This window comes from Niallia yueguangensis (assembly GCF_052663115.1).
This window is the reverse complement of record NZ_JBQTCX010000019.1, coordinates 32100-56852: the sequence shown is the minus strand read 5'-3', so window position 1 is coordinate 56852 and position 24753 is coordinate 32100. Positions and strand designations below refer to the sequence as shown.

Genomic DNA, 24753 nt, shown 5'->3' with positions numbered 1-24753 from the left:
CTTACTGCCAAACCAAATTATATGTAATGCTATTTTAGCAAATTTTACGATGAAAGGAAAGAGTCGATGCTTGCAGCACAATCGAAAATTAGAGAAACGGTCGAACTCAATCGGCTGTTTCCTTCTTCTTCTATAAAAGTTATTAAGCTATTAGGCTATTCATCTAGTAATAGAGAGCAAGATCAAGCCAAACGTTACAACAAGGCAAAACGTCCATTTACAAATGGATGGCAGCAAATGGACAAGCCTGGTTTATCTAAAAAAGAAGAAAATGCCTGGATTAAGCAAGGAGGTTGGATAGGCTTAGTTATTCCAAGGGGCTATATCGTGGTTGATATAGACGATACACAAGAAGGAGAAATTCTTTTTAAAGCATTGTTAAAGGACCAATTAAGTTTTCATGCGATTAAAACCGTTCGAGGGTATCAGTTCTTCTTTAAAGATAACAAAAGGGTACGAAGGCAAAATGCAACGGTGCTCATGGCATGTGGCTGTGTGGGCGATTACCGTTTAGCAGAAAAAGGGCAGGTTGTTCTTCCATCCAGTAATACAAAAGGAAGAGAGTGGGTCCATTCAGTCGATGGGCCACTTTCAGAAATGCCAATTTACTTTGACCAGTTGAAAAATCTCAATAAAACGGTACGTCCATTTCCAGTTCCTTTAATGGAGGGTGGACGAAACGATAGTTTATACAAACATACTTGCCGATTAGTCGAGTTTGGATATGGCCCAGACGAGATACACGAGATTACGAGTTTTACGAATAAATACTTATTTCAGCAACCTTTAGAACATCGAGAGTATATCACTACATATAAAAGTGCGTTAAATAAGAAACCAAGTGGTAAGACGTATGGGGCCCCACCCAGTCCTCCAGTCCCTCCGGTTGAAGAAGAAAAGCAGCCGTTAAAGCAAGAGCCTAAATTTAACCTAACAGAGATGGGAAATGCAGAAAGATTAGTCCATCGAAATGGGATGAACTTACGGTATTGCATGGAGTTTGAGTCCTGGATGATATGGAATGGACGAACATGGAAAGAAGATTATAAAAGGCAAATAGAGAGAATTGCCATAAAGACCTTCCGTGAAATGTACGGGGAGGCAGCGAAAGAAGAAGACGATAGACGAAGAAATGATCTCGTCAAATGGGCAAAAACAAGCGAAAGAAGCTCTGTTTTTCTAAACAGTATTAATCGAACAGAAGCGATGCTGCCAATATCACAGGATGATTTAAATAAGCATAAATACCTGTTGAATTGTGCCAATGGCTATATTGATTTAAAAACAGGTCAACTTCATAGTCATGACAGAAAGCTATTTATGACGAAAAATACGAATATACCTTATGATCCGAACGCAGAATGTCCAACGTGGATGAAGTTCTTGGAAAGTGTTTTTACGGATAAGGAAGAAGTGCAGCAAGAAGTTATCGACTTTTTGCAAAAATCTATCGGATATGCTCTTACTGGTGATACAAGTGAACAAGTTGTTTTCTTCTTGTGGGGGACAGGCCGTAATGGGAAATCCACCTTTATTAATACAGTGAAGACACTGTTTGGGGATTATGCGAAACAGACGAATAGTGAAACATTTACAACAAAATATAATGATTCGGGCATTAATAATGATGTGGCCCGGTTAGTTGGCAGCCGATTCGTTTCCGCGGTGGAAAGTGAAGATGGCCAACGTTTAAGTGAGTCGCTGATAAAACAATTAACAGGAGGGGAGCCTGTCACAGCGAGGTTTTTACGTAAAGAATTTTTCGAATTTCTCCCCCAATTTAAGATATTTTTCACAACGAATTATAAACCAGTCATCAAGGGTGACGACGAGGGGATCTGGAGACGTATTCGGCTAGTGCCATTTAATGTGACGATTCCAAAAGAAAACATTGATAAACATCTTCCAGAGAAGTTGCAGGCTGAATTACCTGGAATATTGCGTTGGGCAGTGGAAGGCTGCTTAAAATGGCAGAAAGAAGGCCTTGGAGAGCCATCGACCATTAAAGATGCCACAGATGCCTATAAGGATGAAATGGACTTGTTAAGCAATTTCATTAATGATGCTTGTGTCGTTCATCCAGAGGCGAAAATCAAATTGAATGATCTTTATAAAGAGTATCTGGCTTATTGTGAAGAAAATAGCGAAACGCCATTAAAAAAAGTGAAGTTTTCCAATCGACTTGTGATGCGTGGCATTGAAAAAAGAAAAAGTACGGGGAATCAGACCTTCTTATTCGGAATCGGACTTATTTCTAACCATAGTTACTTAGTTACCTCCAGTTACTCAAATTCCCGTAACTCTCCTATAAGGGAGAGTAGAGAGGAAAACAGGAAAACAAGTAACTTAAAAGTAACTAGTAACTATGTTATTGAGGAGGATATTTAATGATAAATAACTTACTTAATATCATGTATGACTTAAATATAGAAATAAAAGAAAAAAACAACAAAATAAAGCTTATTTATCAAAATTGCATCGATGAAAAATTAAAAACACAAATAAAAGAATACAAGATAGAGATTTTACAACAGTTAAAGGACAATGCTGTAGCAAAAGAAATAGGATTTCTTATATATCAACATGGATTGTTTTACGAATATCGCTACGGAAGGGGAGCCTATCTCTTTATAGAACGGCTTCCTAACGGCCGAGCAACCACCTGGAGGGAAAAGTCCATGTGGCATCACCAGACTACTATTTAGATGCTATAGAAGCGCTGATACCGAAGCCACCGAAACCGATTATCATGGCAGAAAAAGGGGCGGTGAAAAAGTAATGGCGCATCATTTCGTGATACAAGGATCGTTGGGGGTCGGTAAGACTTTCTTAGCTTCCACGCTAGCGCACTGGTGGAAAATCAAAGTTGAAAGGAAAGGCGGAAAAATAGAACTGTTCTCCAATTATGAACTAGAGGATAGTTACCCGATGAATCATTATACGGACTGGTATACGGTAGCTGAAGCACAGGGTAGTATTTGTGTTTGGGATGAAGCTTATCTTGCTTTTTCGAATCGTAAATGGAGTAAATACGGACAAGGTATATTAACAGATGTGCTTATGATGACAAGAAAAATGAAATCTGTTCAGTTCTATTGCACACCTTCCATTAACTTTGTCGATTCTAGGGTTAGGCAAATATGCGAGGTGCTTGTAACAGCAAGAAAAGTAGGCGACAAAGGGTTTGCTTATCATTTTCAAGACTTCCAAACAGGGGAATTTATGATGAAACAATTCCTGCCAATGTGGAAGGCGAAAAAGATCATGGAGTGTAAATTATATGACGCCGAGAACATGGTCCAATATTTTCCCGTTCCACAGACTGAACGAGAAGGAGATAAATTTTTTGCAGAGCTGGAAAGAATCCATAATGAAGCAAGGGGAAAAGAAAGGAAGTTGGTTATATGAGTATTTGCTTAAATAATTTTTCATTAATACCTAAGGATTATAAAAAAGCAGATCCACGAGGCTTGCTTTATTTATATCCTAATTCCATAAATATTGTAGCTTATGCACGTAAAATGCAGCTCTTTTCCTATTATCAATCATTAGAAGTGGCAGAATCTCTTGCGAAAAGACAAGGATTTATATTGCTGCCATGGTCTTGCATTCACTGGAAGCGAGCAAAAAAACTGGGTCATGATCGAAAAATAAAAATTGGGAGGAATTCATTTTTTCTAATTAAGGTAGATGAACTGACAAAAAAAGAAGAAATGAAACTTCAATATTATTTAGAAGAAATGAATCATGATGCGAGAATAGGCTAATGGTTAATAAGCTTTTAGTATGGATTCTTACGATTATTCTATTGTTTTTAGGCCAAGGAAAAATCAATGCTGCCACTTTATCAGAATTAGAACAGCAGAAAAAACAAATAGAAGAAGAACGATTTAAAATAAAAACCGAACTGAAAAGAGAAAACAGGGCAGAATTAGTTATAAAAAATAGCAAATTAGTAGTAAAAGAGAATGCTTATAAAAACGCTATAAAGTATTTAACAGGAGATATAAAGGAGATTAATTCGGAATATTCTGCATATAAAATGATGAACATTAATCCTGGAGAGATACCAGAACCGTTTATCCCAATATATCAGGCAGCAGCAGAAAGATATAGAGTGGATTGGACAGTGTTAGCAGCTATTCATTCAATTGAAACACGATTTTCAACCATTAATAGAATGATAAGCAGTGTTGGAGCAATTGGCCATATGCAGTTTATGCCAGCAACATTTGTAGCATATGGAATCGATGGCAACGGCGATGGAAAAATCAGCCCTTGGAGCTTGGAGGATGCTATTTATTCAGCTGCTAATTATCTTGCAGCAAATAATTACTCACAAGATAAAAGAAAAGCCATTTGGCATTATAACCATGCTGATTGGTATGTAAATGATGTTTTAGCAACAGCAGCAGCCTTTTCAATAAAAAATAATTGAGGTGAATATGAATGGAATTAGCTTTAACTGAAGCACATGCGGAAGTTTTGCTTGTACACTTGCACATTATGAGAAATAGTATAAAAAAAGTTTTGAAACGTAATTATGGCGTTTTAAAGAGTCATAGGCTATTAAAGTTGTACGACAAGATGAAAGACGACTTAAAAGACATAATAGAAGGCATGAAGGCGGAAGAAACTTTCCCTTTTTATTTAGAAAAAGAAGAATTGAACATGCTGCACTCTTTTCTTTTGATGTACTTAAAAAAAGTCGAAGAAGAGATAAAGACAAAAGTTATTTACCAAATAGATCAAGTAAAAGTAAAAGAGAATATGAATTTTGCTTTGCTTAAAGAAGTGCAATTAAAAGTGAACAACTTGTACGAAAATTTATTGAGTAAAGAAGGTGGGGAGATTGTATAGCAATAAAGATATTTTAGCTGGCAGGCTCATTGATGATACAACATCATTGCGTTGTTACAATGGACAAATTTTACAAAAAGTACAAGCTTTATATGCTAAGAGAAAAATAAATCACTACGAATACATTCATTTCGTGAATGTCATTACTTGTATGGATTTAAAGTTAGATGATGTAAAAAACAAATTAAATAGTTTGATTGATAATCAAATAATGAATAATAATTCATTTGATTTTAAAATTTAATTTATCAAAAACGAACGTTTATGAAAAGAATTAAGGAAAGTCAAAAATCGGTCTAAAAAGCCGATTTTCTTTTATCAAAACTATTCTCAAAATCAAATTATCAAAATTATAACAAATAACCGTTTTTGAAAGGAGAAAACCATGATTATAGGGTATGCGAGGGTATCTACAACTGATCAAAACCTTAATATGCAAATTGACGCTTTAGAAAAGTATGGGTGTGAACGAGTTTACCAGGAGAAGATGACTGGAACGAAAAAAGAGCGACCGCAGCTGGCAGAGTTAATGACTATTTTAAGACCAGGCGATAAAGTGGTCATTTATAAATTGGATCGGATAAGCAGAAGTACAAAACATCTGATTGAGCTTAGTGAGTTTTTTGAAAAGAAAGGGGTGGAGTTTGTTTCCATTCTGGATTCAATTGATACATCTACACCTATGGGGAGATTTTTTTTTAGGATATTGGCAAGTATAGCTGAGCTTGAGCGTGACATAATTAGTGAAAGAACAAAGGCAGGATTAGCTAGTGCAAGAGCAAGGGGAAGGAATGGAGGGAGACCATCTAAAAAAAGAAGTGAAGTTGATTTAGCCTTAAAAATGTATAATGATAAAAAATATTCAATAAATCAAATTGTAAAGGCTTCTGGGTTAAGTCAATCGACTTTATATAGGTATTTAAAAATAAAAAAGTAATGAAAAAATCTCAACATTAATAAAAACATACCGACAATTAAAATAAGAGAAAAAATTTCCATAGAAGGAGGAACAATATTGAAAAATGTTAATCAAGGAAGAGCTATGCATAAAGCAGTATATTTAGAAAATGGAAGGTATAAAGATATAGAAGCAGTAGATGTAAATCCAAATCAAAAGAAGAAGGTTATATATTATTGTGAAGACTGTAAAATTAGAGTTGTTCATAATAAAGGTAATATAAAAGAAGAATCGAAACCTTTTTTCAGAAGATCTCCAGGTAAATTTCATTTAGACTTTTGTCAATATAAACGTAAAGTAACATTGGCAGAAATAGAAAAAGAAATAGGAACCTTAGATAATCTATATTTTGGAATTAAGCCACCTTTAGTTTTACAACAAAAAGAAGCAAATGAACAAGAAATACTAGAAGTTATTTCAAACAATAATGAAAGTGCTCCTAAAGAAAAATCTCCAATTAAAACTAAAGTTAATCAATTAAAAAAACATCAAAAGAATTTATTAACTGTTGATGATTTATTTCATGAGATTAATGATATACTACAACAAGAATTTCCAGTTAGACAGAAATTAATGAATAGAATAATAGGTAAGATTTATTATCCTTATAAAGGATATAATTTGCTATTAGAAAATTATAAAAATAGTAGTTTAAGAAAGTACTTTTATGTTGCAGGTTTTATACATATAAATCAGTTTATTAATTTAAAAGACGCGAATAAAAACTATGCAATTTTTTCTAAGAATAAAGATCAAAATATTCAAGTGCGAATTTACCCTTATGATAATGAACTTTCTAAGAACCTCCAAAATTTAACATGGGATACAAAAACAAAAGGTAAAACAAGTGAGTTCATTGGAGTAAAAGCAGATGTTAAAGAAGTTATCTATGAAGAAGATTTAACAATTATAAAACTAAATATTTATGAATTTGATTTGAATCATTACAGAAAAACATAAGTGTAATGACTTGGATATATGATAAAGAAGTCAACCAGTACAACCGCCACAGCACACTAATGTCCGCCTATAAAAATATCCAAGATGACAAATTCCGCTACTATTTATTAAGACAAAAATCCGATGTTTTTAACGCGATGACGAGCTTCTTTAGAAAAGATGAAGAAAATCAAATGTATGCATAAACCTTAAATCCCTCAAATAATATGTTTGGGGGATTTCGGGTTTATTTTTTGTAAAGGCTGTTTTCTCAAAGTTTGTTGTTTTTTACGTAAAAAATGAGAGAAGCAGTACTCAGCAGACTGAATACACGTAGACTCCTGTGGGAATGCGAGGAAAGATGAGACCCCACAGGAGCGTATGCGACGAGGAGGCTCGACGCTCGCCCACGGAAAGCGAAGTGTATTCGGGCTGCGAGTTTAAAAGCAACAATATATATGAAAACAACCTTTGTAAATAACCCCTAATAATTCACAAAATTTTCGAAAAATTTTAATGTTTTGATGTTATATAGCTTGTTTATTACAGTTTATAATAAGAGCATAAAATAAATCGAAGGGGGAAATTAGGGTGAACGTCGTGGAAATGAATGAGTTATGTAAAAAAATCTACAATGAAAACATCCAATCGATGGATAATTGGGCAGGTTACGAGTATATTGGATTGCGCTTTGATGATAAAGAGAGAGAAGTCGGAGAAATTTGCGAATATAGCAGATATAATAATGATAGAGAAGTACTTGATGGAACTACTGCTTTGGACTTATCAGAAAAAGAGATATATCAAATGTCTTTAATTGAAAATAGAGAAGCTGATTGTTCTCATCTATTTAACACAAAACATTGCTACATTGTGGCAGGAAACACACTTGGCAGCACATCTGATGGACAATTGGACGAAAACGAATTTGTCATCAAAGGAGCACTTGTTATTGCTCAAATCTTTTAATAAAGGCTCTGTTAAACAATCATGTTGATTTTGGAAGGAAATTTGCAAGACTCCTGCGGGAAAGCGAGACAGACGAGACCCTGCAGGAGCGTAGCGACGAAGCGGCTTGGCGCTCGCTAAGCAAGAAGCGTAGTGTATTCACGCTGCGGAACTTCTTTTCAGGGTAGCCTTAATAAAAAAACTTGAAGACATATCAATAAAACATGATACGGTCTTTAAGTTTTTTATCATAGTTGAGCGAGAAGACTCCTTCCTCAAGGAACGAAGAGAGTAGGTGGGAGATGAATCGCCTTCTTTTTTTAGTTTAAAAGAAGATATAACTGGAACACTAGTTCTTGTATTGGCAAAATATTCTTATCAAAAGAAGGAGGTGAAACAAATGCCAACCATTACGATTAAACTGCCCTTGTTTCACCAACAAAAGTGAAAGAAAAGATGTATGAAACGATGCAACAAAACTTTTCGGAAGCTTGTAATATAGCTATTCAATACAAAAAAGAACATCCTACAGTAACAAAGTCGGAATTAGATAAAAGATTAGCTCCTATTGAACTTCCTTCTACCCTCATTCAGGAAGCTAGAAAACTGGCACTTAGTCGATACGAGGACTGGAAAAAGAACGAGAAAAAGAAAGGCTTTCCTTCTTTTCGCAGAAGAATATCCATTCTATTTAATAACCAGAATTGGAGGTTAAGACAGGATAATGGTTATCTTAAGTTGGGAATTCCTACAATGGAGAAGGGAAATCTTACAATAGATAAATACGTTCCTTTAAAGAGCAATGCGTATAATCTTTTTTGGATTGGTTTTCTTTTGACGGGAAAAATGGACAAAAACTCTTCATTCTTTCAAACATCCTATGATAATATCTTTAAATTAAAAAAGGGAAACGGACAATTGTTCAATAAGAAAGGAAAATGGTATTTTTCTTTTGCACTTTCGTTTGAATTAGAGAAAAAGTCTACAGGTACAAAATCTATTGGGGTTGATAGAGGACTAAAATATATTGCGGTAGCCGGAGAAAGAGAAACAGGCCAGTATATTCATTTTAATGGAAAACAGATTGGTCATATTCGTAGGAAGTTTTTTAAACTTCGCAGAAAATTACAAAAAGCGAAAAATACGAAAGCGTTGAAACGATTAGAAAATAAAGAACAACGTATTATTCAATACTGGAATCATGTCATCTCAAAGAAAATGGTTCAGTTTGCTAAAGATTGTGGTGCTTCTATCATTAAAATCGAAGACCTCTCTTCTATTCGTTCTATGAAAAAATATTGGAAAAAAAGCGACAGAAATATTCATTCTTGGGCTTTCTTTGACTTAGAAACAAAACTTATATACAAAGCACAATTAGCCGAGCTGGAAGTGCAAAAAGTAGACCCGTATAAAACGAGTCAAGAATGCTCCAAATGTGGACATAAACAAAAAAAGAACCGTCGAGGCTCTTTGTATACATGCTCATGTGGACATAAACAAAATGCAGATGTCAATGCAAGTTTTGTTATATCTACACGACCATCAAAAGATATAACTGCGGCTTAAAACCGCTGTAAAGGATTCAATGTCCTTCACAAGGCTCCTGACTGAGCTGTACACCTAACTGATGATTCCCTACCGTTCTTTGTTGTTGGAAACAACGTGCGGAATGGGAGGAAGTAACGGTAACACCAAAGGCACTGACGGTTTGTAACGCAGTGAAATCCCTTTGGAATCCCCTTCCTCAAAAAACGTTAAGATTTTAGGTGGGAGAGGATGTCAATGTTTGTTAATACTATAAAATATAAAAAGGCAACCATAGTTTGAAACTGTTAAATAATCTCCACATTTACATACTTTGCAGCGTTGGTCTTTATATAATAAGATATATTTATCGTACGTAAGAAAGGAGTTTTTCCTTGAAGCCTTTATATAGATGGATAAATATCACATTAGGAACTGTTTTTTTAGGAATTGGCATTGCCGGAATATTTTTGCCTTTGCTGCCAACGACGCCGTTTCTGTTGTTAACCTCTTATTTTTATACAAGAGGATCTGATAGAGTTAATAATTGGTTTAGGTCCACTAGATTTTATCAACAGTATGTAAAAGATTTTAAAAGAGGCGGGTTAACTAAAAAGCAAAAAATAAAAATTCTAATTACGGGCTATATATGTTTAGCAATAAGTGCTTATCTTGTTGATCATTTATATGCACGAATTTTCTTAGGATGTATTGCGATTGGTCAGCTTGTCTCCATGTTTATTATTAAAACAAGAGCAGCAGAACCAACAGAAATGATGACGAAAAAATAATGGATTTCCACTGCCCATACTAAAATCGAAATAAAAAAGATATGGAAGTGATGATAAGATGGGGAACAGCTGGATGCCAGAACGGGTAGTTTCAAGAGAGCTTGCAGGTAAATTATTGCATAATCAATTTCCGAATTTAGTCGTTGAATCAATAGAGGAATTTGGGGAGGGCTTTGATAATACTATCTTTCTTGTAAATAAAAAATTTGTTTTTCGCTTTCCAAGACGGGAAATTGCCATGAAATTATTGCAAACAGAAGCGAAACTATTGCCGTTATTAGCAGGTCAATTGCCTTTGACAGTTCCTGAACCTGTATATTTTGGCAGAGAAAGCAAGGAGTATCCATGGAGTTTTATTGGATACAATCTAGTAGAAGGAGTTGTACCAAAACGGATTACTGCTGCTCAACGAATAGGGATGGCAAAACCGCTGGCTCTTTTTTTGAAGGACTTGCATCAAACTTCTTTAAGCAAGATAAAGCAAATACCTGTCCCATATGATGAATTTTTCCGTTTGGATATCGGAAAAAGAAAAGTGAAATTATTGGAAAATATTTTGATTCTGCAATCTAATGATAATATAGAATTGTATAAGCGGGCAGAAAAGTATGCACTTTCTCTACAGCCAATACAGCTAGAAAAAATAGAAGTATTAACACATGGAGATTTACATATACGTAATATGATAGTAGATGAAAAGGGGCAGTTAGCTGGAGTTATCGATTGGGGTGATTCGCACATCGGCCATCCTGCAGTAGATTTATCGATTATTTTCAGTATGCTTCCATCAGCTTCCAGACCGGAATTTTTTCAAATATATGGAGAGGTGAATGAAGCGACAATACAACTTGCTCAGTTTAAAGCTGTTTATACAACAGTTGTTCTTTTAAGTTATGCACTGGATAAGGAGGATGCAGATTTATACTTAGATGCAAAAAATAGCTTGAAGTTTGCATTGAACGGGTAAAATAAGAGGATTATCGGTTGCAATTAAAGTAACATCTAGTTAAAATTCATCCAACTACAATTATTAGCGAAGCATAATTAATTGACTGAAAACGCTTTATATCTTATAATTACAGTAACAGCTTATGTTAGAACTTTTATAACAATAATATAATACAACCTTTGTATAAAGGGGAGTAACAGTACAATAAAGTCGTCAATACAGGCATCGAGGCCTCGGCTTTATTGGCAACTTATGTTGTTTGTGAGACCTTTACCATTTATTGGTGAGGTCTTTTTTTTTTGCTATTAAAAAGGAGATGAATGTATTATTAAAAAAGAGTTAGGAAAAGGCAAAAAATAATGGAGGTACTTATTATGAAAAAATGGTTATTAGCTATTCCAATGATTATGTTATTATTAGCTGCATGTTCGCCACTTGAAGATACGAAAAATACATTAACGTATATCGATGAAGCAACCAAATATGTAAATGAAGCCAATCAGTTTGCAAATGATCTTCCAGCGCTAACTGAAAAAGCAGTAACGGATGAGCAGGCTGCACAAGAGCTAGAAGCAAAATTAAAGGATTTTCAAGAAAACATTCAAAACTTTAATAAGTTAGAACCACCTAGTATGATGCAAGATTTACATGAACAAATAGTTGAACAAAATAATAAGCTCGAAAAGGGTATTACAGTATATCTGGATAATATAGAGAATGGGAAATTAAAAAAAGAAGTACTGGAAAACAATGAGCTAGTACAGTCTATCCAAGAAATTCAAAGCATTTATAAGCAAATAAAAGAATTAGGAGAATAGCATTGCTTCAGGCTGTCGCTTCTGTAAATAAAAAAGGCTGTTTTCTCAAAGTTTGTTTTTTTTTACGTAAAAAAATGGGAGAAGAAGTACTCAGCAGACTGAATACACGTAGACTCCTGTGGGAATGCGAGAAAGACGAGACCCCACAGGAGCGTATGCGACGAGGAGGCTCGCCGCTCGCCCACGGAAAGCGAAGTGAATTCGGGCTGCGAGTTTAAAAGCAACAAGCTATACGAAAACAGCCAAATAAAAAAACGAACTTTTGTCGACAGCCTAAAAGGAGATTTCGCGCTCTGCTTTTATTTAGCAGAGCGGCGAAATTGATATTGTTTCCATTGAAAGCGAATAAAGCAGCCGATACAGAAACCTAAAATAGCGACAATCGATGCAAGACCAACCATTATGGTGAAAATATAACCTAAAATAGTCCAGCCTATTGAAAAGGAAAGAAGTCCCCCACCTAAACAGATTACGGCTATCAATTGATTGAATTGCTGTTGATCAACATCTTCCTGTACATAAGTTTGCGGATTTTTTTTAAGAAAAAGTTTGGCTATTCTCATAATAGGATTCCAATGAAAAAGAAGACCAAATAAACCAGCGATTAAAGGAATAACTAAAATCCAATATTGTTCTGTTAGCAAACTAATCAGTGTAACGGAAAAAATAACCCATTGATTTGTGCGAACAAGTGGACGTGGAATCGTATTTAAAACGGCTGTCATTTAAACCAACCTTTCTGATAGGATTTATTATATATTTTACTCCTGATTACCACGATTGTTAAGTATATTGCTAAAAATTTTTTAGGAAAATAACAAGTTAATAAAAATAACCAAAAGCTTGTAAAAAAAATGATGATACAAGCTTTTGGTTATTTTTTTCCTTCCTCCTGAAGAAAACTCCACATTTTATTTAATTTTTTAATATTCTTTTGTGGATCTTTCCTTATTTCACTGTATAAGTAGGGGTATTTTTTTAATTCCGATAATAAAATATAATCATCTTCTATTAGCTGTTCTTTTCTTATTCCTATTGAGTAGGCTGCTGCGCTTTCTGTTACTGCTGATCTGCCGAGTAAATAATCAGTAGAAACATGAAAAAAATCTGCCAATCTTTGCAAGGTTTCTGTATCCGGCCTGCGATTGCCCGTTTCATATCCAGAAATCGAAACTTTTGTCACATTCATTTTTTCCCCAAGCTTTGATTGTGTAAGATTCGCATCTTTTCGAAGCTTTCTTAATCTTTCAGGAAAACACATTCTTTATTCACTTCTCCCATCACTTTAAGAGGTTGTTCAAAAAGTCCGGTTCTTTAAGCTTCACTTTCTTGAACTTCTCGGCGCTTGTTGTTCTCCTTTTTGAACATGCACTTTAAAACTATTATAAGTTAACTTATAGCTAACAGTAAATTTATACAAGAAAGTTAACTAAATAGTAATTATTGCGTTGAAGTTAACCGTGTGTTTACGTATAATTTTAACTATATAAAGGCAGAGGGAGCTGGGAGAGATGTATCGAAAAAAGCTGCGGGAAGTACGTAAGAAAAATGGTTATACTTATCAAAAAATGGCTGATAAACTAGGAATTACAAAGTCTTATTATTGGCAAATAGAAAATGGAAAAAGAGGACTCTCTTATGATCAAGCAGTAAAAATAGCAAGCATCTTTCAGAAAACCCCAGATGAAATTTTTCTTCCCGAAAAAGAAGTAAACAATCCTTAACTATATTCAACGTCATAAGAACGAATTTTATATTACTTGATTCCCGAAAGTTTCGGTTCACTTAATTTTCTTTTTCAGCTATGTAACAGTAAAGGAAATGGCTTTAAAAAATTGGAAAAAAATGATGAAAAGTGTTGCATTTTGTTAAAGAAAAAAGTATTGTAAAATGAGGTAGAAAAGTAAAAGTAATTTCCTGCAAATTTCTTAGCTTTCATCCTTGGATAAAGAGTAAAATGGACAATAATTAGTTTACTTGTAAAGTTAATTCCAAAAGATCGGTGCAACCGGCCATAAGTTTTTAGGCTGGTTTTTTTGTATGAGAAATTTATAGGTTCAGCTTGAAATACGACTTATCTGTGAAAGTATTAACATAAAGAGGTGCTATTAAATGTCTTTGGGGAAATATAGAAGCTTGCTGGTGAAAAAAATGAAAGATCAAATGCTGAATTGGTTTGAAAATAAGGGAATTCAACCAATTGAAAGTATAAAGGTTTACGAATTTCTTCACTCGATAAAAGGAACATCTGGAACACTCGAATTAGACGTCATCTATACATTATCATCAAAATTACTTCATAAAGTAGAAAATCGAACGGAACCTTGGCCAATTGAAGAGTTAAGAGAGTTTCTTTATGAATTAATGGAACTTAGTTATGATTATGAACAGTTTACGCTAAACGTATCAAAAGCAGCAAGAGAACGAGTAGTAAATGTACCGTTAATTCAAATTATTGATGATGATATTTCCATCCTAATTTATTTAAAGGATAAATTGGAAAGTAAAGGCTGGATGGTCGTTGCGAGTACAGAGGCAGATAAAGCGATCGATCAATATTATAATATGCACCCTGATTGTATTATTATTGATGTAAACTTACCGCAAAAATCTGGATTTGAAGTTCTTTATGATATACAACAACATTCGAATCGATTTTTCGTTCCAAAAATTATGTGCAGCATCAAAAAAGATAGAGCTACACGCTTGAGCGCTTATAAAATGGGAGCAGATGATTTTATCAGCAAGCCAATTGATATAGAGGAATTTTTAATTCGAATTGAACGTCATTTAGAAAGGAAAAGAATATTTGATCAGTCCGTCATCATTGATGAACTTACACAAGTATATAACCGCAAATTTTTACAAGACTCTTATAACCGCTTTATAAGTGAGATGGCAAGAACAAATACTGTTGGTACAGTTGCTATTATCGACTTAGATTACTTTAAAAAAATTAATGATACATATGGTCATGTTATGGGTGATAAAGTATTAGCTGAATTTGCTCAATATATGAAAAAAAGCATTAGAAATACTGATACCCTTTTTCGATATGGGGGAGAAGAGTTTGTTATTCTTTTTCAACGGGCAACAGAAGCAGAAGTTAAAGAAGTGTTAAACAGAATGCTGGAGGGCTTTTCTAACATCGTATTTAATGAGGGGGAAAAGTCATTTTCCTTAACGTTTTCTGCGGGAATCTATAGTATTGAACATCAAAATATCGATTTGCAAACTGCCATCAAAACAGCAGATGAAGCGTTGTATTTAGCAAAAAATAACGGAAGAGCTCGGATTGAAAGTGCAAACAAAATGCAAATTGCCCCAACTAAAAAAATTCTAAACGTATCCATAGTGGATGATGATGCATTAATACGCTCGATATTAATCACGACAATTAGTGAAATGTCATTTGATAATTTAGCAGTTAATGTGCAAGCATATGAAGATGGCTTGCAATTTCTATCATCTGATCGGTTAACACATCCAGGTTTGCACTTTTTAATATTAGATGGCGTGATGCCAGTTATAGATGGATTGGAAATTTTACAACAGGTAAAACAATTATCCAGTAAGCAGGAAGTACATGTGTTGATGCTGACAGGGAGAAAAAGCAAGTCGGATATTGCACAAGCTTTAAAATTTGGTGCAGATGATTATTTAACAAAACCTTTTAATATAACAGAATTAGAAGCACGAATCATGCGTTTAATTAAGAGAATGATTCAATAACCTTCTTTTAGAAAAGAGGATGGAGTTTCGCTTATTTGAAATGTTATGAAACAAATAGGCTGCTTCGTCCTTTGGTTTTTATTAAGGATGTTTTCTCAAAGTTTGTTGTTTTTTACTTAAAAAAAATGGGAGAAGAAGTACTCAGCAGACTGAATACACGTAGACTCCTGTGGGAATGCGAGAAAGACGAGACCCCACAGGAGCAAAGCGACGAGGAGGCTCGGCGCTCGCCCCGCGGAAAGCGTGTGGTAAGCCTCGGAAAACCGAACGAAACCCTCTAAATGCTTGATTTTCACTATCTATATTTCATAGCATCCACTTTTTCAGTGACCTCAGCAATGTGACGAGGAGGCTCGACGCTCGCTAAACGGACGAAGTGTATTAAGGCTGCGAGTTAAAAGTAATAATCTATAAACATTCTTTTTCTTTCTTTGAGTAAAAAATATAGTAGTCTAACCGATATAAGTAATAGTACTAACAACATAAAAACTGTTTAAACTATTAAATAAACGACTCTTGGGAGAAAAAATGAAAAGAATATTATTAGCAGACGATGAAGATATTTTAAGAATGTTAATTATGGATACCCTTGAAGAGGAAGAATTTATTGTTGATGAAGCACAAGATGGCGAAGAGGCACTTCGGTTAATTAGCCAAAATAAGTACGATCTCCTCATTTTAGATTATATGATGCCCATTTTAACAGGGTTGGAAGTCATTGAACAAGTACGCAAAGATACAGCTCATCAACACTTGAAAATTTTAATGCTTACCGCTAAAAGTCAAGCTTTTGAACAAGAACATATATTACATGCTGGAGCAGATTATTTTATGGCAAAACCTTTCAGTCCATTAGAATTGTTAAAAAAAGTTGAGGAAATTGTACATGATTAATTCCTATATTAAACAAAGCATATCAAGGCAATTTGTAGCCTTAATATGCTTTTTCATTCTATTATTTGTTGTAGGAGCTAGCATACTGGTTTATTTTCAAAAATCTGTAAACGAAAATTATGTGGAAAATCGCGAAAAACTAATTGAAAAACGCAAATTAGTTCAGGACATAGAAGCTCATTTTCTAAAAGCGATGTCTAATGCACGAGGTTATTATGCTTTTAATAATAAAAAGTTAAAGGAAAGTGCTCAAAATGAACAACAAGAGATCAAAGTATTGATTCAACAGTTTAATCAATTAGCAAAAACAGATGATGATCACTTGGCATTAAAAGAGATGAAAGAATTTTATACTTTTTATTTTGAAGAAATACTGCCAAAAGCACTAGCCTATTATGAACAAGGCAAGGATAAAGAATTAATGAAACTTGCCAATGATGGGGGAACGGCAAAGGTTGAAGCCTATCAAAAAGAATTAAACTCGTATTTAGTCGAGATAAATAAAACCCTGAATCAGGAAGTAACAAAACTTTCCAATTCTATTGCGAATTTACAGTTATCGTTTCTTGTTTATACGATTGTATTATTAACAATTGTCATTATTATTGGAAGAATAATGGTGAAAAGAATTGGAAAGCCACTGTCTGATTTTGCAGTTGCTGCAAATGAAATAGCAAAAGGCAATGAGGCGGAAATAAAAGTCGAAACAAAAAGGAATGACGAGTTGGCAATATTATCTGTTGCTTTTTCTCGTATGTATCAAAGTATTCAAGAAAAAGAACAGGATTTGTTGACACAAAATGAAGAGCTAATTGCTCAACAAGATGAATTATATGCACAGCAAACACAGTTAGAAGAGGTATTAAAAACAGTAAAAAACAATGAAGAAACATTATTTCGCAGAAATCGCTTAATAAATAATCTATCCAATTCACTTAATAAGCAAAAAGTTTTAAATAGCATCATTGAAAATATGTGTGATCTGATTAAGGCAGATAGAGGGATTATTGTGATGGTGGAAGAAGATTCATATGCAGCATTCGGCATATCGGTGAAAGGTGCTAAACAGTTTAAAGATTATTTATATACTGGTATGTATTTCCGCTTAGAAGAACAGCGCAAACCATTTATTATTAAACGAAAACTCGTCATACCGGAGAAAGGCTATCATGAAGAAACAGGCTATGTATATGACTTATATATTCCTGTATTTTCAGCAAATGAAGATATAGTTGCTATCATGATGTATAGCCGTTTTAGCGACCGTTTTACTGAATTTAAAATGGATGAATTTGTTACATTAGCTAAACAAATAGGGATTTCCTTAGACAAAATTCATTTATTTGAACAAACGGAAAAAGATAAAGTATTAAATCAAGATATATTAAACAATGTGCAAGAAGGGATTCAGCTAGTTGGCACAAGTGGAGAAATCATTCAAGTCAATAGTAAATTTTGTGAAATGATGGGATATTATCAAAAGTTAGAGTTATTAGTTGGACAATGCTGGCGTGACTGGACAACGTATTTAGCACAATTTCTAGATGGGGACGATGCCTTAATTACTTTTATAGAAAATTCTCTGCAAACTTCATCGAATAGCTCTTTTACTTTTCCTATCAAGAAGGAAAATAAAGTAATTAACGTGTATGCAGAAGGTTTATTTCGTGGGGAAGAAAAGTTTGGAACGGTTTTTGTTTATCGAGATATAACAAAAGAATTTGAAGTAGATAAAATGAAATCAGAATTTGTCAGTACAGTAAGCCATGAACTTCGAACCCCTTTGGCGAGTATATTAGGATTTACAGAGTTAATGATCAACCGTGAATTAAAAGAGGAAAGACAGAAAAAATATTTATCGACCATATATGGAGAAGCGAAAAGATTAACTGCGCTCATAAATGATTTTTTAGATGTTCAAAGAATGGAAGCTGGAAAGCAGACATATGAAAAGAAATATATTGAGATTTTACCGATTGTTGAAGGAATAGTAGAGAAGCAACAAATAAATGCGCCAAAACATGATATAACTATACTTTCTTCATTAGAAAATACGTATATTCTTGGAGATAAATTGAAAATAGAGCAAGCATTTACGAATATTATCAGCAATGCCATTAAATATTCTCCAGAAGGTGGTCTAATTGAAATAGCCATATTTGAAGAACATGGAAAAATAAATGTTTCGGTAAAGGATAGAGGATTAGGAATACCAGCAGAAGAAATAAGTAAGCTTTTTACTAAATTTTATCGTGTCGATAATACAGATAGACGGAAGATAGGTGGAACAGGACTAGGTTTAGCGATTGTCCAAGAAATTATGAACGCTCATGATGGGGACGTTACCGTAACATCACAATTAGGTCAAGGCAGTACCTTTACCCTATCATTTCCATGCGTTGCTGTTCACTTAAAGGATTTCAATAATGATGTTGATTCAAATAAAATAATCGCTTATAAAATTATGGTAATTGAAGATGATTATAGTTTAGCTGAACTGATGATTCATGAGCTAAGAGATTATGGATTTCAGGTGCAATACTTTAAGAATGGTCAAGAAGCATTACAAGCAATTGAACAAAATACACCAGATGCCATCGTTTTAGATATTATGCTAGAGAATGATAATCTGAACGGATGGGATATGATGCAGAAGTTGAAAAAGAAAGACATAATAAAAGATATACCGATTGTGATTTCAACTGCATTAGATGAAAAAGAAAAGGGCTATTCATTAGGAGCAATGGACTATTTAGTGAAGCCGTATCGACCAAGTGAGTTATCAAGAACGATTATGCAAACCTTATTAAAAATGGGGAAAATCGGGCAAGTGCTCATTCCAGAAAAAGATTCAAATTCAGGAGATCATTAAAATTTCTGATAAACCAAGAGGGAATAGACCCAATGTCATCAACTTAAGGTTCCATAAAATGTTATTAGATTAAACCGTCATAAAATTGTTATATTAAACCAACAAATCACTTGACTTTTTAAGAACACCACAATAATCGATTTGGATACCTTTTTTTGGTTATATCAACGATGTGTGGTGATTTTTTTATGGAGAAAAGTGTTTTAACCGTGTAAAAGGATTACGAGCTAATAGAAATGAATTGATTCAAAAGTCCGCTTTTTAAAGTTTTGATTCATGAAAATAGGATGCCAAGGGAGGGTGAAAAAAATTACATTTCATCCGCCTGGGCATCCTATTGCCTTTTTTATGGATCCTATTTATGGGATACCCTTTATTTAAAAGAAATACCTCATTTGTTTGGAGAGGTGTCCGCTCGACTCCTACGGGATTAGCGAGAAAGACGAGACCCCACAGGAGCAAAGCGACGAGGAGGCTCGGCGCTCGCCCCGTGGAAAGCGAGCGGTAAGCCTCGGAGAACAGAACGGAAACCCTTACTTCCTATTTAGTTGCTTATTTTCCTTTTATTTGAATCCTAGCTTGATGACATTGGGAATAGACCTTCTTGTTTTTTTTCTAATTTTATTATCAGCAACTTTTTATATTTTTCCAGTCATTAATGTCGTAAATATTGCAACAAATACAATCGTAACAAATGATGCAGCGAGTTTATCCAATCCGACAATAGGGATGCCGCTTAATAAGATGAATCCGTCAATAATAAAAATAATGATTCCTACATGGAGGGTAGAGTAGTTGGCAATAATTTGTGCCAGTAAATCGGTGCCTCCTGTGCTTGTTTCAAATCGCAGCATTATGCCTATTCCGATCCCAATAATCATCCCTCCAATAAAGGAGCTGAAAAGCATTGACAAAGAAAAAGAGTCTCGTAAAAAGGAAAGAAGATCAATCATCAAAGAGGAAATAACAAAGCCAAATATGCCGTAGAAAAAATATTGTTTATTATAAAACCATACAAATAGATATAACGGAACACTAATAATAATCATTGTCATGCCAGTTGGAATATCATAATGATAATGCAGTATTAAACCAATTCCGATTAATCCGCCGTCTAAAAGGTGATGTGGAACTAAAAAACCGTTAACTCCGATTCCGACAAGCATGCTCCCGATGAAAACAACTGCTATTTTTTCTGCCATTATCGTATCATCCTACCTTGTCCATTCTAGTACATACTATGTCAGTAATAAAAAATTAGAATCAAGAAAATCCAGGCTGTCGACAAACGCTCGCTTTCTTCGTTGTTCGCCTTACTCGGATGCTCATTACCCAACCACGGTAACTCCGCTCCTCCCAAGGCTTCACGCCTCGAAAGACAAACGTTTTCGATCAGCCTGAAGTTTCTGCTAAAATCACTTTTGTCTCACTCTGAAATCATTAGTTTTTTTTTCAATATTAATTTTCAATTTTTTAAAATGTATTGTAAGACTTGCTATATAACCGCTAAACTTAATATATTAGCAATAGGGTAGGGGATGAAGAACAATGTATGATCAATTAAAAGATTTACCACTACATAATCAAATTGAATATTTAACAAAAATACTAGTACAAATGAAAAGTCATAATGGAACAGAAGGTGAAAAGGAAAAAGGAGACTTTCTTTATAAAGCAATTCAATCGTTTCCATATTTTAAAGAAAATCCAATAAATATTTGGAAACAAACATTGGAAGAAGGAAAGCGAGTAAATGTATTTGCTTTTGTAGAAAGCATAAAAAAATCAAATAAAACCATTATTTTTCATGCTCATATTGATACGGTAGGAATTGATGATTATGGAAGCATCAAAGAAATAGCGCATAGTCCAGATAAGCTGCAAACGTATTTTTCTACTTATAAAGCGGATGCTGAAGCGCAGCAGGATGCTTTATCTGGAGAGTGGATGTTTGGCAGAGGAGCTCTTGATATGCAAAGCGGCATCAGCATTCATTTAGCAAATCTTTTATATTATTCTAGCAATAGAGAACAATTGGAAGGTAATATATTAGTTCTTTTTAATGTGGATGAGGAAAATCAGCATATCGGAATAAGAGGGGCATTATATGAATTATCGAGATTAAAAGCAGAAAAGAATTTACAATTTATTGCTGCGATTAATAATGATTTTATTTCCCCGCTATATGAAGGAGATTCAAATAAGTATATTTATTGTGGAGGTGCTGGGAAGCTTCTTCCGTGTTTTTCTATATTTGGAAGAGAAGCGCATGTAGGAGAAAGCCTTGTAGGACTGGATCCTACATTAATTGGTTCAGAAATAAACCGTGTGATGAATCAAAATTTTTCTCTTGCTGAAGCATTGGAAGGTGAACTTGTGTTGCCGCCTAGCTGTTTGTATTTTAAAGAGAATAAAAGCAGCTATGATGTGCAAACACCTGTAAGTTTAAGAATGTATTTTAACTATTTTATTTATAAAGCAACTCCGGCTGAAGTGTTGGAGAAATTGAAAGAAATTGCAGTAAAAGCTTCTGAAAAAATTGAAAAAGAGCTTGCTGATCATTATCAAGCATACAGGTTGGCAAATAATCTTCCAGAACGTGTATTAGATTGGAAAACAGAAGTTCTAACATTGCAAGAATATATAGACCAGCTAAAAGAAAAGCAGGTAGATCCGGAAAAAAGGATAATAGAAGTACTTGCTAAAGCGAGAAAAGAAATAACGGATGATCGTATGATTGCCTTTGAAATGGTGGAAGCATTGCAGAATTTAGATCCAGAAAAGAAACCAAGGGTTATTATCTTTTTTGCACCACCTTTTTTGCCATCTAATACGCTGCAAAACGATGAACGATCTATTGAATTAAAACAGATCATTGCAAATGTATTGGAAAGCAGTGGGGAAAAATACAAAGAAAGTTTTTCTTTGAGAAACTATTTCCCTTATTTATGTGATGGCAGTTTTTTAGCTTTTTATGGCAATGCTGCAGAAATAGAAACAATAAAAGCTAATTTTCCAGGCATGGACCAATTATTTCCGTTAGCATTAGAAGAAATGAAGGAATTAAATATTCCAGCATTAAATATTGGGGTGTACGGGAAAGGCGGACATAAATGGACTGAAAGAGTATACAAACCATACTCTTTTCATACATTGCCTCTTATTATAAGAGAAGTGACGGAAAAGTTATTAACAGTTGACAGGTAATAAAACAAGGCTGTATTCGTATAGATTATTGCTTTTAAACTCGCAGCCCGAATACACTTCGTCCGTTTAGCGAGCGTCGAGCCTCCTCGTCGCATACGCTCCTGTGGGGTCTCGTCTTTCTCGCATTCCCACAGGAGTCTACGTGTATTCATTCTGCTGAGTACTTATTCTCCTATTTTTTTACATGGAAAAACAACTAACTTTGAGAAAACAGCCTAAACAAAAAAGACCTTCTGATTGAAAGAAGGCCTTCTTTGTTTTAGAAAATAAAATTTAAAATATAATAGCAGATCGCTGCACAAGCTGCAGAAATAGGCAATGTAATCACCCAAGTAATTAACATTCTTTGTGCCGTTCCCCATTTTACGCCTTTTAGGCGGTGGGAAGCACCTACTCCTAAAATGGATGAAGAAATAACATGTGTCGTACTAACTGGCAGGTGAATAAATGTTGCTCCGAATATAATCATAGCTCCAGTAATATCGGCTGCTACGCCATTAACAGGACGAATCTTCATAATATTACCGCCAACGGTTTTGATAATTTTCCAGCCACCAACAGAAGTACCAAGTCCCATTGCCAGCGCACAGGAAAGCTGAACCCAAAAAGGAACATCATCTGTAGTAAGATAATTATTGGCGATTAATGCCATTGTAATGATACCCATTGCTTTTTGTGCATCGTTTGTACCGTGTGTGTATGCTTGCAAAGCAGCAGTGAAAATTTGGAATATACGGAATCTGCGGTTTGTTTTTGTTAAATTTAAATCTCTAAAAATTAATTTAAAAATTGAATAAACCAAAAATCCAATACCAAATGCAATAATTGGTGATAAAATAAGTGCCTCAATGATTTTAGTAAATCCACTATAATTTAAAGAATCGAATCCAGAAGCAGCAATCGCAGCACCTGCAATCGAACCGATAATGGCATGGGAGGAACTGCTTGGTATGCCATAATACCATGTTAATAGATTCCAGAAAATAGCTGCAATAAGTGCTGCTAAAATAACAAGAGAACCATTATTTAAAGTAAATGGGTTTACAATATCTTTAGTAATGGTTTTAGCAACACCAGTAAAAGTCATTGCCCCAATAAAATTCATAACGGCTGCCAAAATGATGGCATGTCTAGGTTTTAACGCTTTTGTAGAGACTGCAGTTGCAATAGCATTGGCCGTATCATGAAATCCATTGATAAAATCAAATGCTAAGGCGCAAACCACAATTAAAATGGTAATGATTAAAATTGTATCCATAGGTAAACTCCTTAAGCATTCTTCATTATGATACTTTCAAGTGTGTTTGCAACACTTTGGCAGTTATCAGCAACTTCTTCTAGATTTTCATACACTTCTTTATATTGAATAATACGGATTGGATCTTTTTCAACAGAAAATAAATGCTTGATAGATTGGCGAAGAATACCGTCGCACTTTGATTCTAAATCTTTGATGCGAATTGCATATTCTCTGATTTTTGGCAATTTCTTTGTTGATAAAAGCTCTACGGATTTTTGAATTTCAAGGCCACATTTTTTAATTGCTTCAACAAAACGAAGCATATACTCATCTGCACTAATGATGTTGTACATTTCAAGCAATGCAGAGCAGTGCTCTAAGCTATCCAATACATCATCCATGCTCATTGTTAATGCAAGAATATCTTCGCGTTCAATCGGTGTAATAAAAGCTTTGTTCAATTCAGTAATCACGTCATGAACATACGTATCGCCTTTCGTTTCAATTTCTTTGACTGTTTCAGAAAATGTTTTTAAATCACTGACATTTTTAATTTTAAAATCTGCAAAATAATCAGCGCCTTCTTTTAAATTAGAAGCAATATTATTTAAAAGTACTGCAAATTTATCCTGTCTTTTGAAAACCATTATTGTTACCCCCATTTTATAAGCTAAGCCTTCCATATTGTAACGAAAGTTTGTCGAAGTGGGTAGCTTTTTATCGAAATCTTTACAAAAAATTAATATTTAGTTTACGTAATTTTTAAATTACCTACTTGTATTTTTTATAAAGTTTAAAAATTCTTAATATTTAGCTTGTGTATTAAAGGATAGGCTACCCTGAAAAGAAGTTCCGCAGCGTGAATACACTACGCTTTCTGCGGGCGAGCGCCGAGCCGCTTCGTCGCTACGCTCCTGCAGGGTCTCGTCTTTCTCGCTTTCCCGCAGGAGTCTTCGTGTATTCACGCTGCTCTGTGCTATAAATATGGAGACTGCTTCTTTCCATGTACCATGATGCAAAT

General features: G+C 34.4%; 25 protein-coding genes and 1 pseudogene. 21 read left to right on the top strand and 5 right to left on the bottom strand.

Features of this window, described 5'->3' with window-relative positions:
* The first annotated feature begins 66 nt into the window (after positions 1-66).
* The 16 genes and pseudogenes from ACTYA4_RS16320 to ACTYA4_RS16245 all read left to right on the top strand — a co-directional run bounded on the left by ACTYA4_RS16320 (position 67) and on the right by ACTYA4_RS16245 (position 11787).
* Positions 67-2388 (top strand): phage/plasmid primase, P4 family, encoded by a 2322-nt coding sequence (locus tag ACTYA4_RS16320; protein WP_445505740.1) that lies wholly within the window; start codon positions 67-69, stop codon positions 2386-2388.
* On the top strand, positions 2388-2705 hold the full coding sequence (locus tag ACTYA4_RS16315) for a hypothetical protein (RefSeq protein ID WP_445505739.1): 318 nt from the start codon (positions 2388-2390) through the stop codon (positions 2703-2705). Before ACTYA4_RS16320 ends, ACTYA4_RS16315 begins: the two co-directional genes overlap by 1 nt.
* 73 nt (positions 2706-2778) lie before the next feature.
* Positions 2779-3408 carry a zonular occludens toxin domain-containing protein gene (locus ACTYA4_RS16310; RefSeq protein ID WP_445505738.1) on the top strand — a complete coding sequence of 210 codons (630 nt, stop codon included), beginning with the start codon at positions 2779-2781 and terminating at the stop codon, positions 3406-3408.
* The gene (locus tag ACTYA4_RS16305; protein ID WP_445505737.1) at positions 3405-3767 is read left to right on the top strand and encodes a hypothetical protein; all 363 of its coding nucleotides are present in this window, start codon (positions 3405-3407) and stop codon (positions 3765-3767) included. The genes ACTYA4_RS16310 and ACTYA4_RS16305 overlap by 4 nt, the downstream gene beginning before the upstream one ends.
* On the top strand, positions 3767-4438 hold the full coding sequence (locus ACTYA4_RS16300) for a lytic transglycosylase domain-containing protein (RefSeq protein WP_445505736.1): 672 nt from the start codon (positions 3767-3769) through the stop codon (positions 4436-4438). Before ACTYA4_RS16305 ends, ACTYA4_RS16300 begins: the two co-directional genes overlap by 1 nt.
* An 11-nt stretch (positions 4439-4449) precedes the next feature.
* Positions 4450-4860 (top strand): hypothetical protein, encoded by a 411-nt coding sequence (locus ACTYA4_RS16295; RefSeq protein ID WP_445505735.1) that lies wholly within the window; start codon positions 4450-4452, stop codon positions 4858-4860.
* Positions 4844-5104: a hypothetical protein gene (locus ACTYA4_RS16290; RefSeq protein ID WP_445505734.1), complete on the top strand. Its 261-nt coding sequence runs from the start codon at positions 4844-4846 to the stop codon at positions 5102-5104. Before ACTYA4_RS16295 ends, ACTYA4_RS16290 begins: the two co-directional genes overlap by 17 nt.
* Before the next feature lie 141 nt (positions 5105-5245).
* Positions 5246-5797 (top strand): recombinase family protein, encoded by a 552-nt coding sequence (locus ACTYA4_RS16285; RefSeq protein ID WP_445505733.1) that lies wholly within the window; start codon positions 5246-5248, stop codon positions 5795-5797.
* A gap of 78 nt (positions 5798-5875) precedes the next feature.
* Positions 5876-6778 (top strand): hypothetical protein, encoded by a 903-nt coding sequence (locus tag ACTYA4_RS16280; protein ID WP_445505732.1) that lies wholly within the window; start codon positions 5876-5878, stop codon positions 6776-6778.
* Between the two features lie 26 nt (positions 6779-6804).
* Positions 6805-6963, top strand: a pseudogene (locus tag ACTYA4_RS16275) (sporulation protein YhbH); the annotation flags it as partial.
* Positions 6964-7348: 385 nt separating this feature from the next.
* Positions 7349-7726 carry a hypothetical protein gene (locus ACTYA4_RS16270; protein ID WP_443483520.1) on the top strand — a complete coding sequence of 126 codons (378 nt, stop codon included), beginning with the start codon at positions 7349-7351 and terminating at the stop codon, positions 7724-7726.
* Positions 7727-8000: 274 nt separating this feature from the next.
* Positions 8001-8153, top strand: coding sequence for a hypothetical protein (locus ACTYA4_RS16265; protein ID WP_445505731.1), 153 nt, complete (start codon positions 8001-8003; stop codon positions 8151-8153).
* An 8-nt stretch (positions 8154-8161) separates the two neighbouring features.
* Positions 8162-9271 carry an RNA-guided endonuclease InsQ/TnpB family protein gene (locus ACTYA4_RS16260; RefSeq protein ID WP_445505730.1) on the top strand — a complete coding sequence of 370 codons (1110 nt, stop codon included), beginning with the start codon at positions 8162-8164 and terminating at the stop codon, positions 9269-9271.
* A gap of 353 nt (positions 9272-9624) precedes the next feature.
* The gene (locus ACTYA4_RS16255; protein ID WP_443483684.1) at positions 9625-10020 is read left to right on the top strand and encodes a YbaN family protein; all 396 of its coding nucleotides are present in this window, start codon (positions 9625-9627) and stop codon (positions 10018-10020) included.
* A gap of 73 nt (positions 10021-10093) precedes the next feature.
* Positions 10094-10987, top strand: a complete 894-nt coding sequence (locus ACTYA4_RS16250; RefSeq protein WP_443483683.1) for a phosphotransferase — start codon at positions 10094-10096, stop codon at positions 10985-10987.
* 356 nt (positions 10988-11343) lie between these two features.
* Positions 11344-11787, top strand: a complete 444-nt coding sequence (locus ACTYA4_RS16245) for a DUF6376 family protein (protein ID WP_443483682.1) — start codon at positions 11344-11346, stop codon at positions 11785-11787.
* Positions 11788-12086: 299 nt separating this feature from the next.
* Here ACTYA4_RS16245 and ACTYA4_RS16240 read toward each other — a convergent pair whose 3' ends face one another.
* A complete protein-coding gene (locus ACTYA4_RS16240) occupies positions 12087-12512 on the bottom strand; it encodes a DUF4395 domain-containing protein (protein WP_443483681.1) in 426 nt (141 codons plus the stop codon).
* 149 nt (positions 12513-12661) lie between these two features.
* Entirely contained in the window at positions 12662-13048 is a 387-nt protein-coding gene (locus ACTYA4_RS16235) for a helix-turn-helix domain-containing protein (protein WP_443483680.1), read from the bottom strand.
* Between the two features lie 250 nt (positions 13049-13298).
* On the opposite strand from ACTYA4_RS16235, the gene ACTYA4_RS16230 reads away from it, so the two are divergent.
* The 4 genes from ACTYA4_RS16230 (at position 13299) to ACTYA4_RS16215 (ending at position 19285) form a co-directional block, all read left to right on the top strand.
* On the top strand, positions 13299-13511 hold the full coding sequence (locus ACTYA4_RS16230; RefSeq protein ID WP_443483679.1) for a helix-turn-helix transcriptional regulator: 213 nt from the start codon (positions 13299-13301) through the stop codon (positions 13509-13511).
* A 388-nt stretch (positions 13512-13899) separates the two neighbouring features.
* Complete coding sequence (locus ACTYA4_RS16225) at positions 13900-15519, top strand: GGDEF domain-containing response regulator (RefSeq protein ID WP_445505729.1); 1620 nt, start codon at positions 13900-13902, stop codon at positions 15517-15519.
* A 528-nt stretch (positions 15520-16047) separates the two neighbouring features.
* Positions 16048-16413 (top strand): response regulator, encoded by a 366-nt coding sequence (locus ACTYA4_RS16220; RefSeq protein ID WP_443482832.1) that lies wholly within the window; start codon positions 16048-16050, stop codon positions 16411-16413.
* Complete coding sequence (locus tag ACTYA4_RS16215; protein ID WP_445505728.1) at positions 16406-19285, top strand: ATP-binding protein; 2880 nt, start codon at positions 16406-16408, stop codon at positions 19283-19285. Before ACTYA4_RS16220 ends, ACTYA4_RS16215 begins: the two co-directional genes overlap by 8 nt.
* Before the next feature lie 638 nt (positions 19286-19923).
* On the opposite strand, the gene ACTYA4_RS16210 is transcribed toward ACTYA4_RS16215, so the two are convergent.
* Positions 19924-20487 (bottom strand): YitT family protein, encoded by a 564-nt coding sequence (locus ACTYA4_RS16210; RefSeq protein WP_445505727.1) that lies wholly within the window; start codon positions 20485-20487, stop codon positions 19924-19926.
* Positions 20488-20833: 346 nt separating this feature from the next.
* Here ACTYA4_RS16210 and ACTYA4_RS16205 point away from each other — a divergent pair, with 346 nt between their 5' ends.
* Positions 20834-22492, top strand: a complete 1659-nt coding sequence (locus ACTYA4_RS16205; protein ID WP_445505726.1) for a M20/M25/M40 family metallo-hydrolase — start codon at positions 20834-20836, stop codon at positions 22490-22492.
* Between the two features lie 259 nt (positions 22493-22751).
* Here ACTYA4_RS16205 and ACTYA4_RS16200 read toward each other — a convergent pair whose 3' ends face one another.
* Together ACTYA4_RS16200 and ACTYA4_RS16195 are read right to left on the bottom strand one after the other, a co-directional pair.
* On the bottom strand, positions 22752-23750 hold the full coding sequence (locus tag ACTYA4_RS16200; protein WP_445505725.1) for an inorganic phosphate transporter: 999 nt from the start codon (positions 23748-23750) through the stop codon (positions 22752-22754).
* Positions 23751-23761: 11 nt separating this feature from the next.
* Positions 23762-24379, bottom strand: coding sequence for a DUF47 domain-containing protein (locus ACTYA4_RS16195; protein WP_443482837.1), 618 nt, complete (start codon positions 24377-24379; stop codon positions 23762-23764).
* Positions 24380-24753 lie beyond the last annotated feature (374 nt).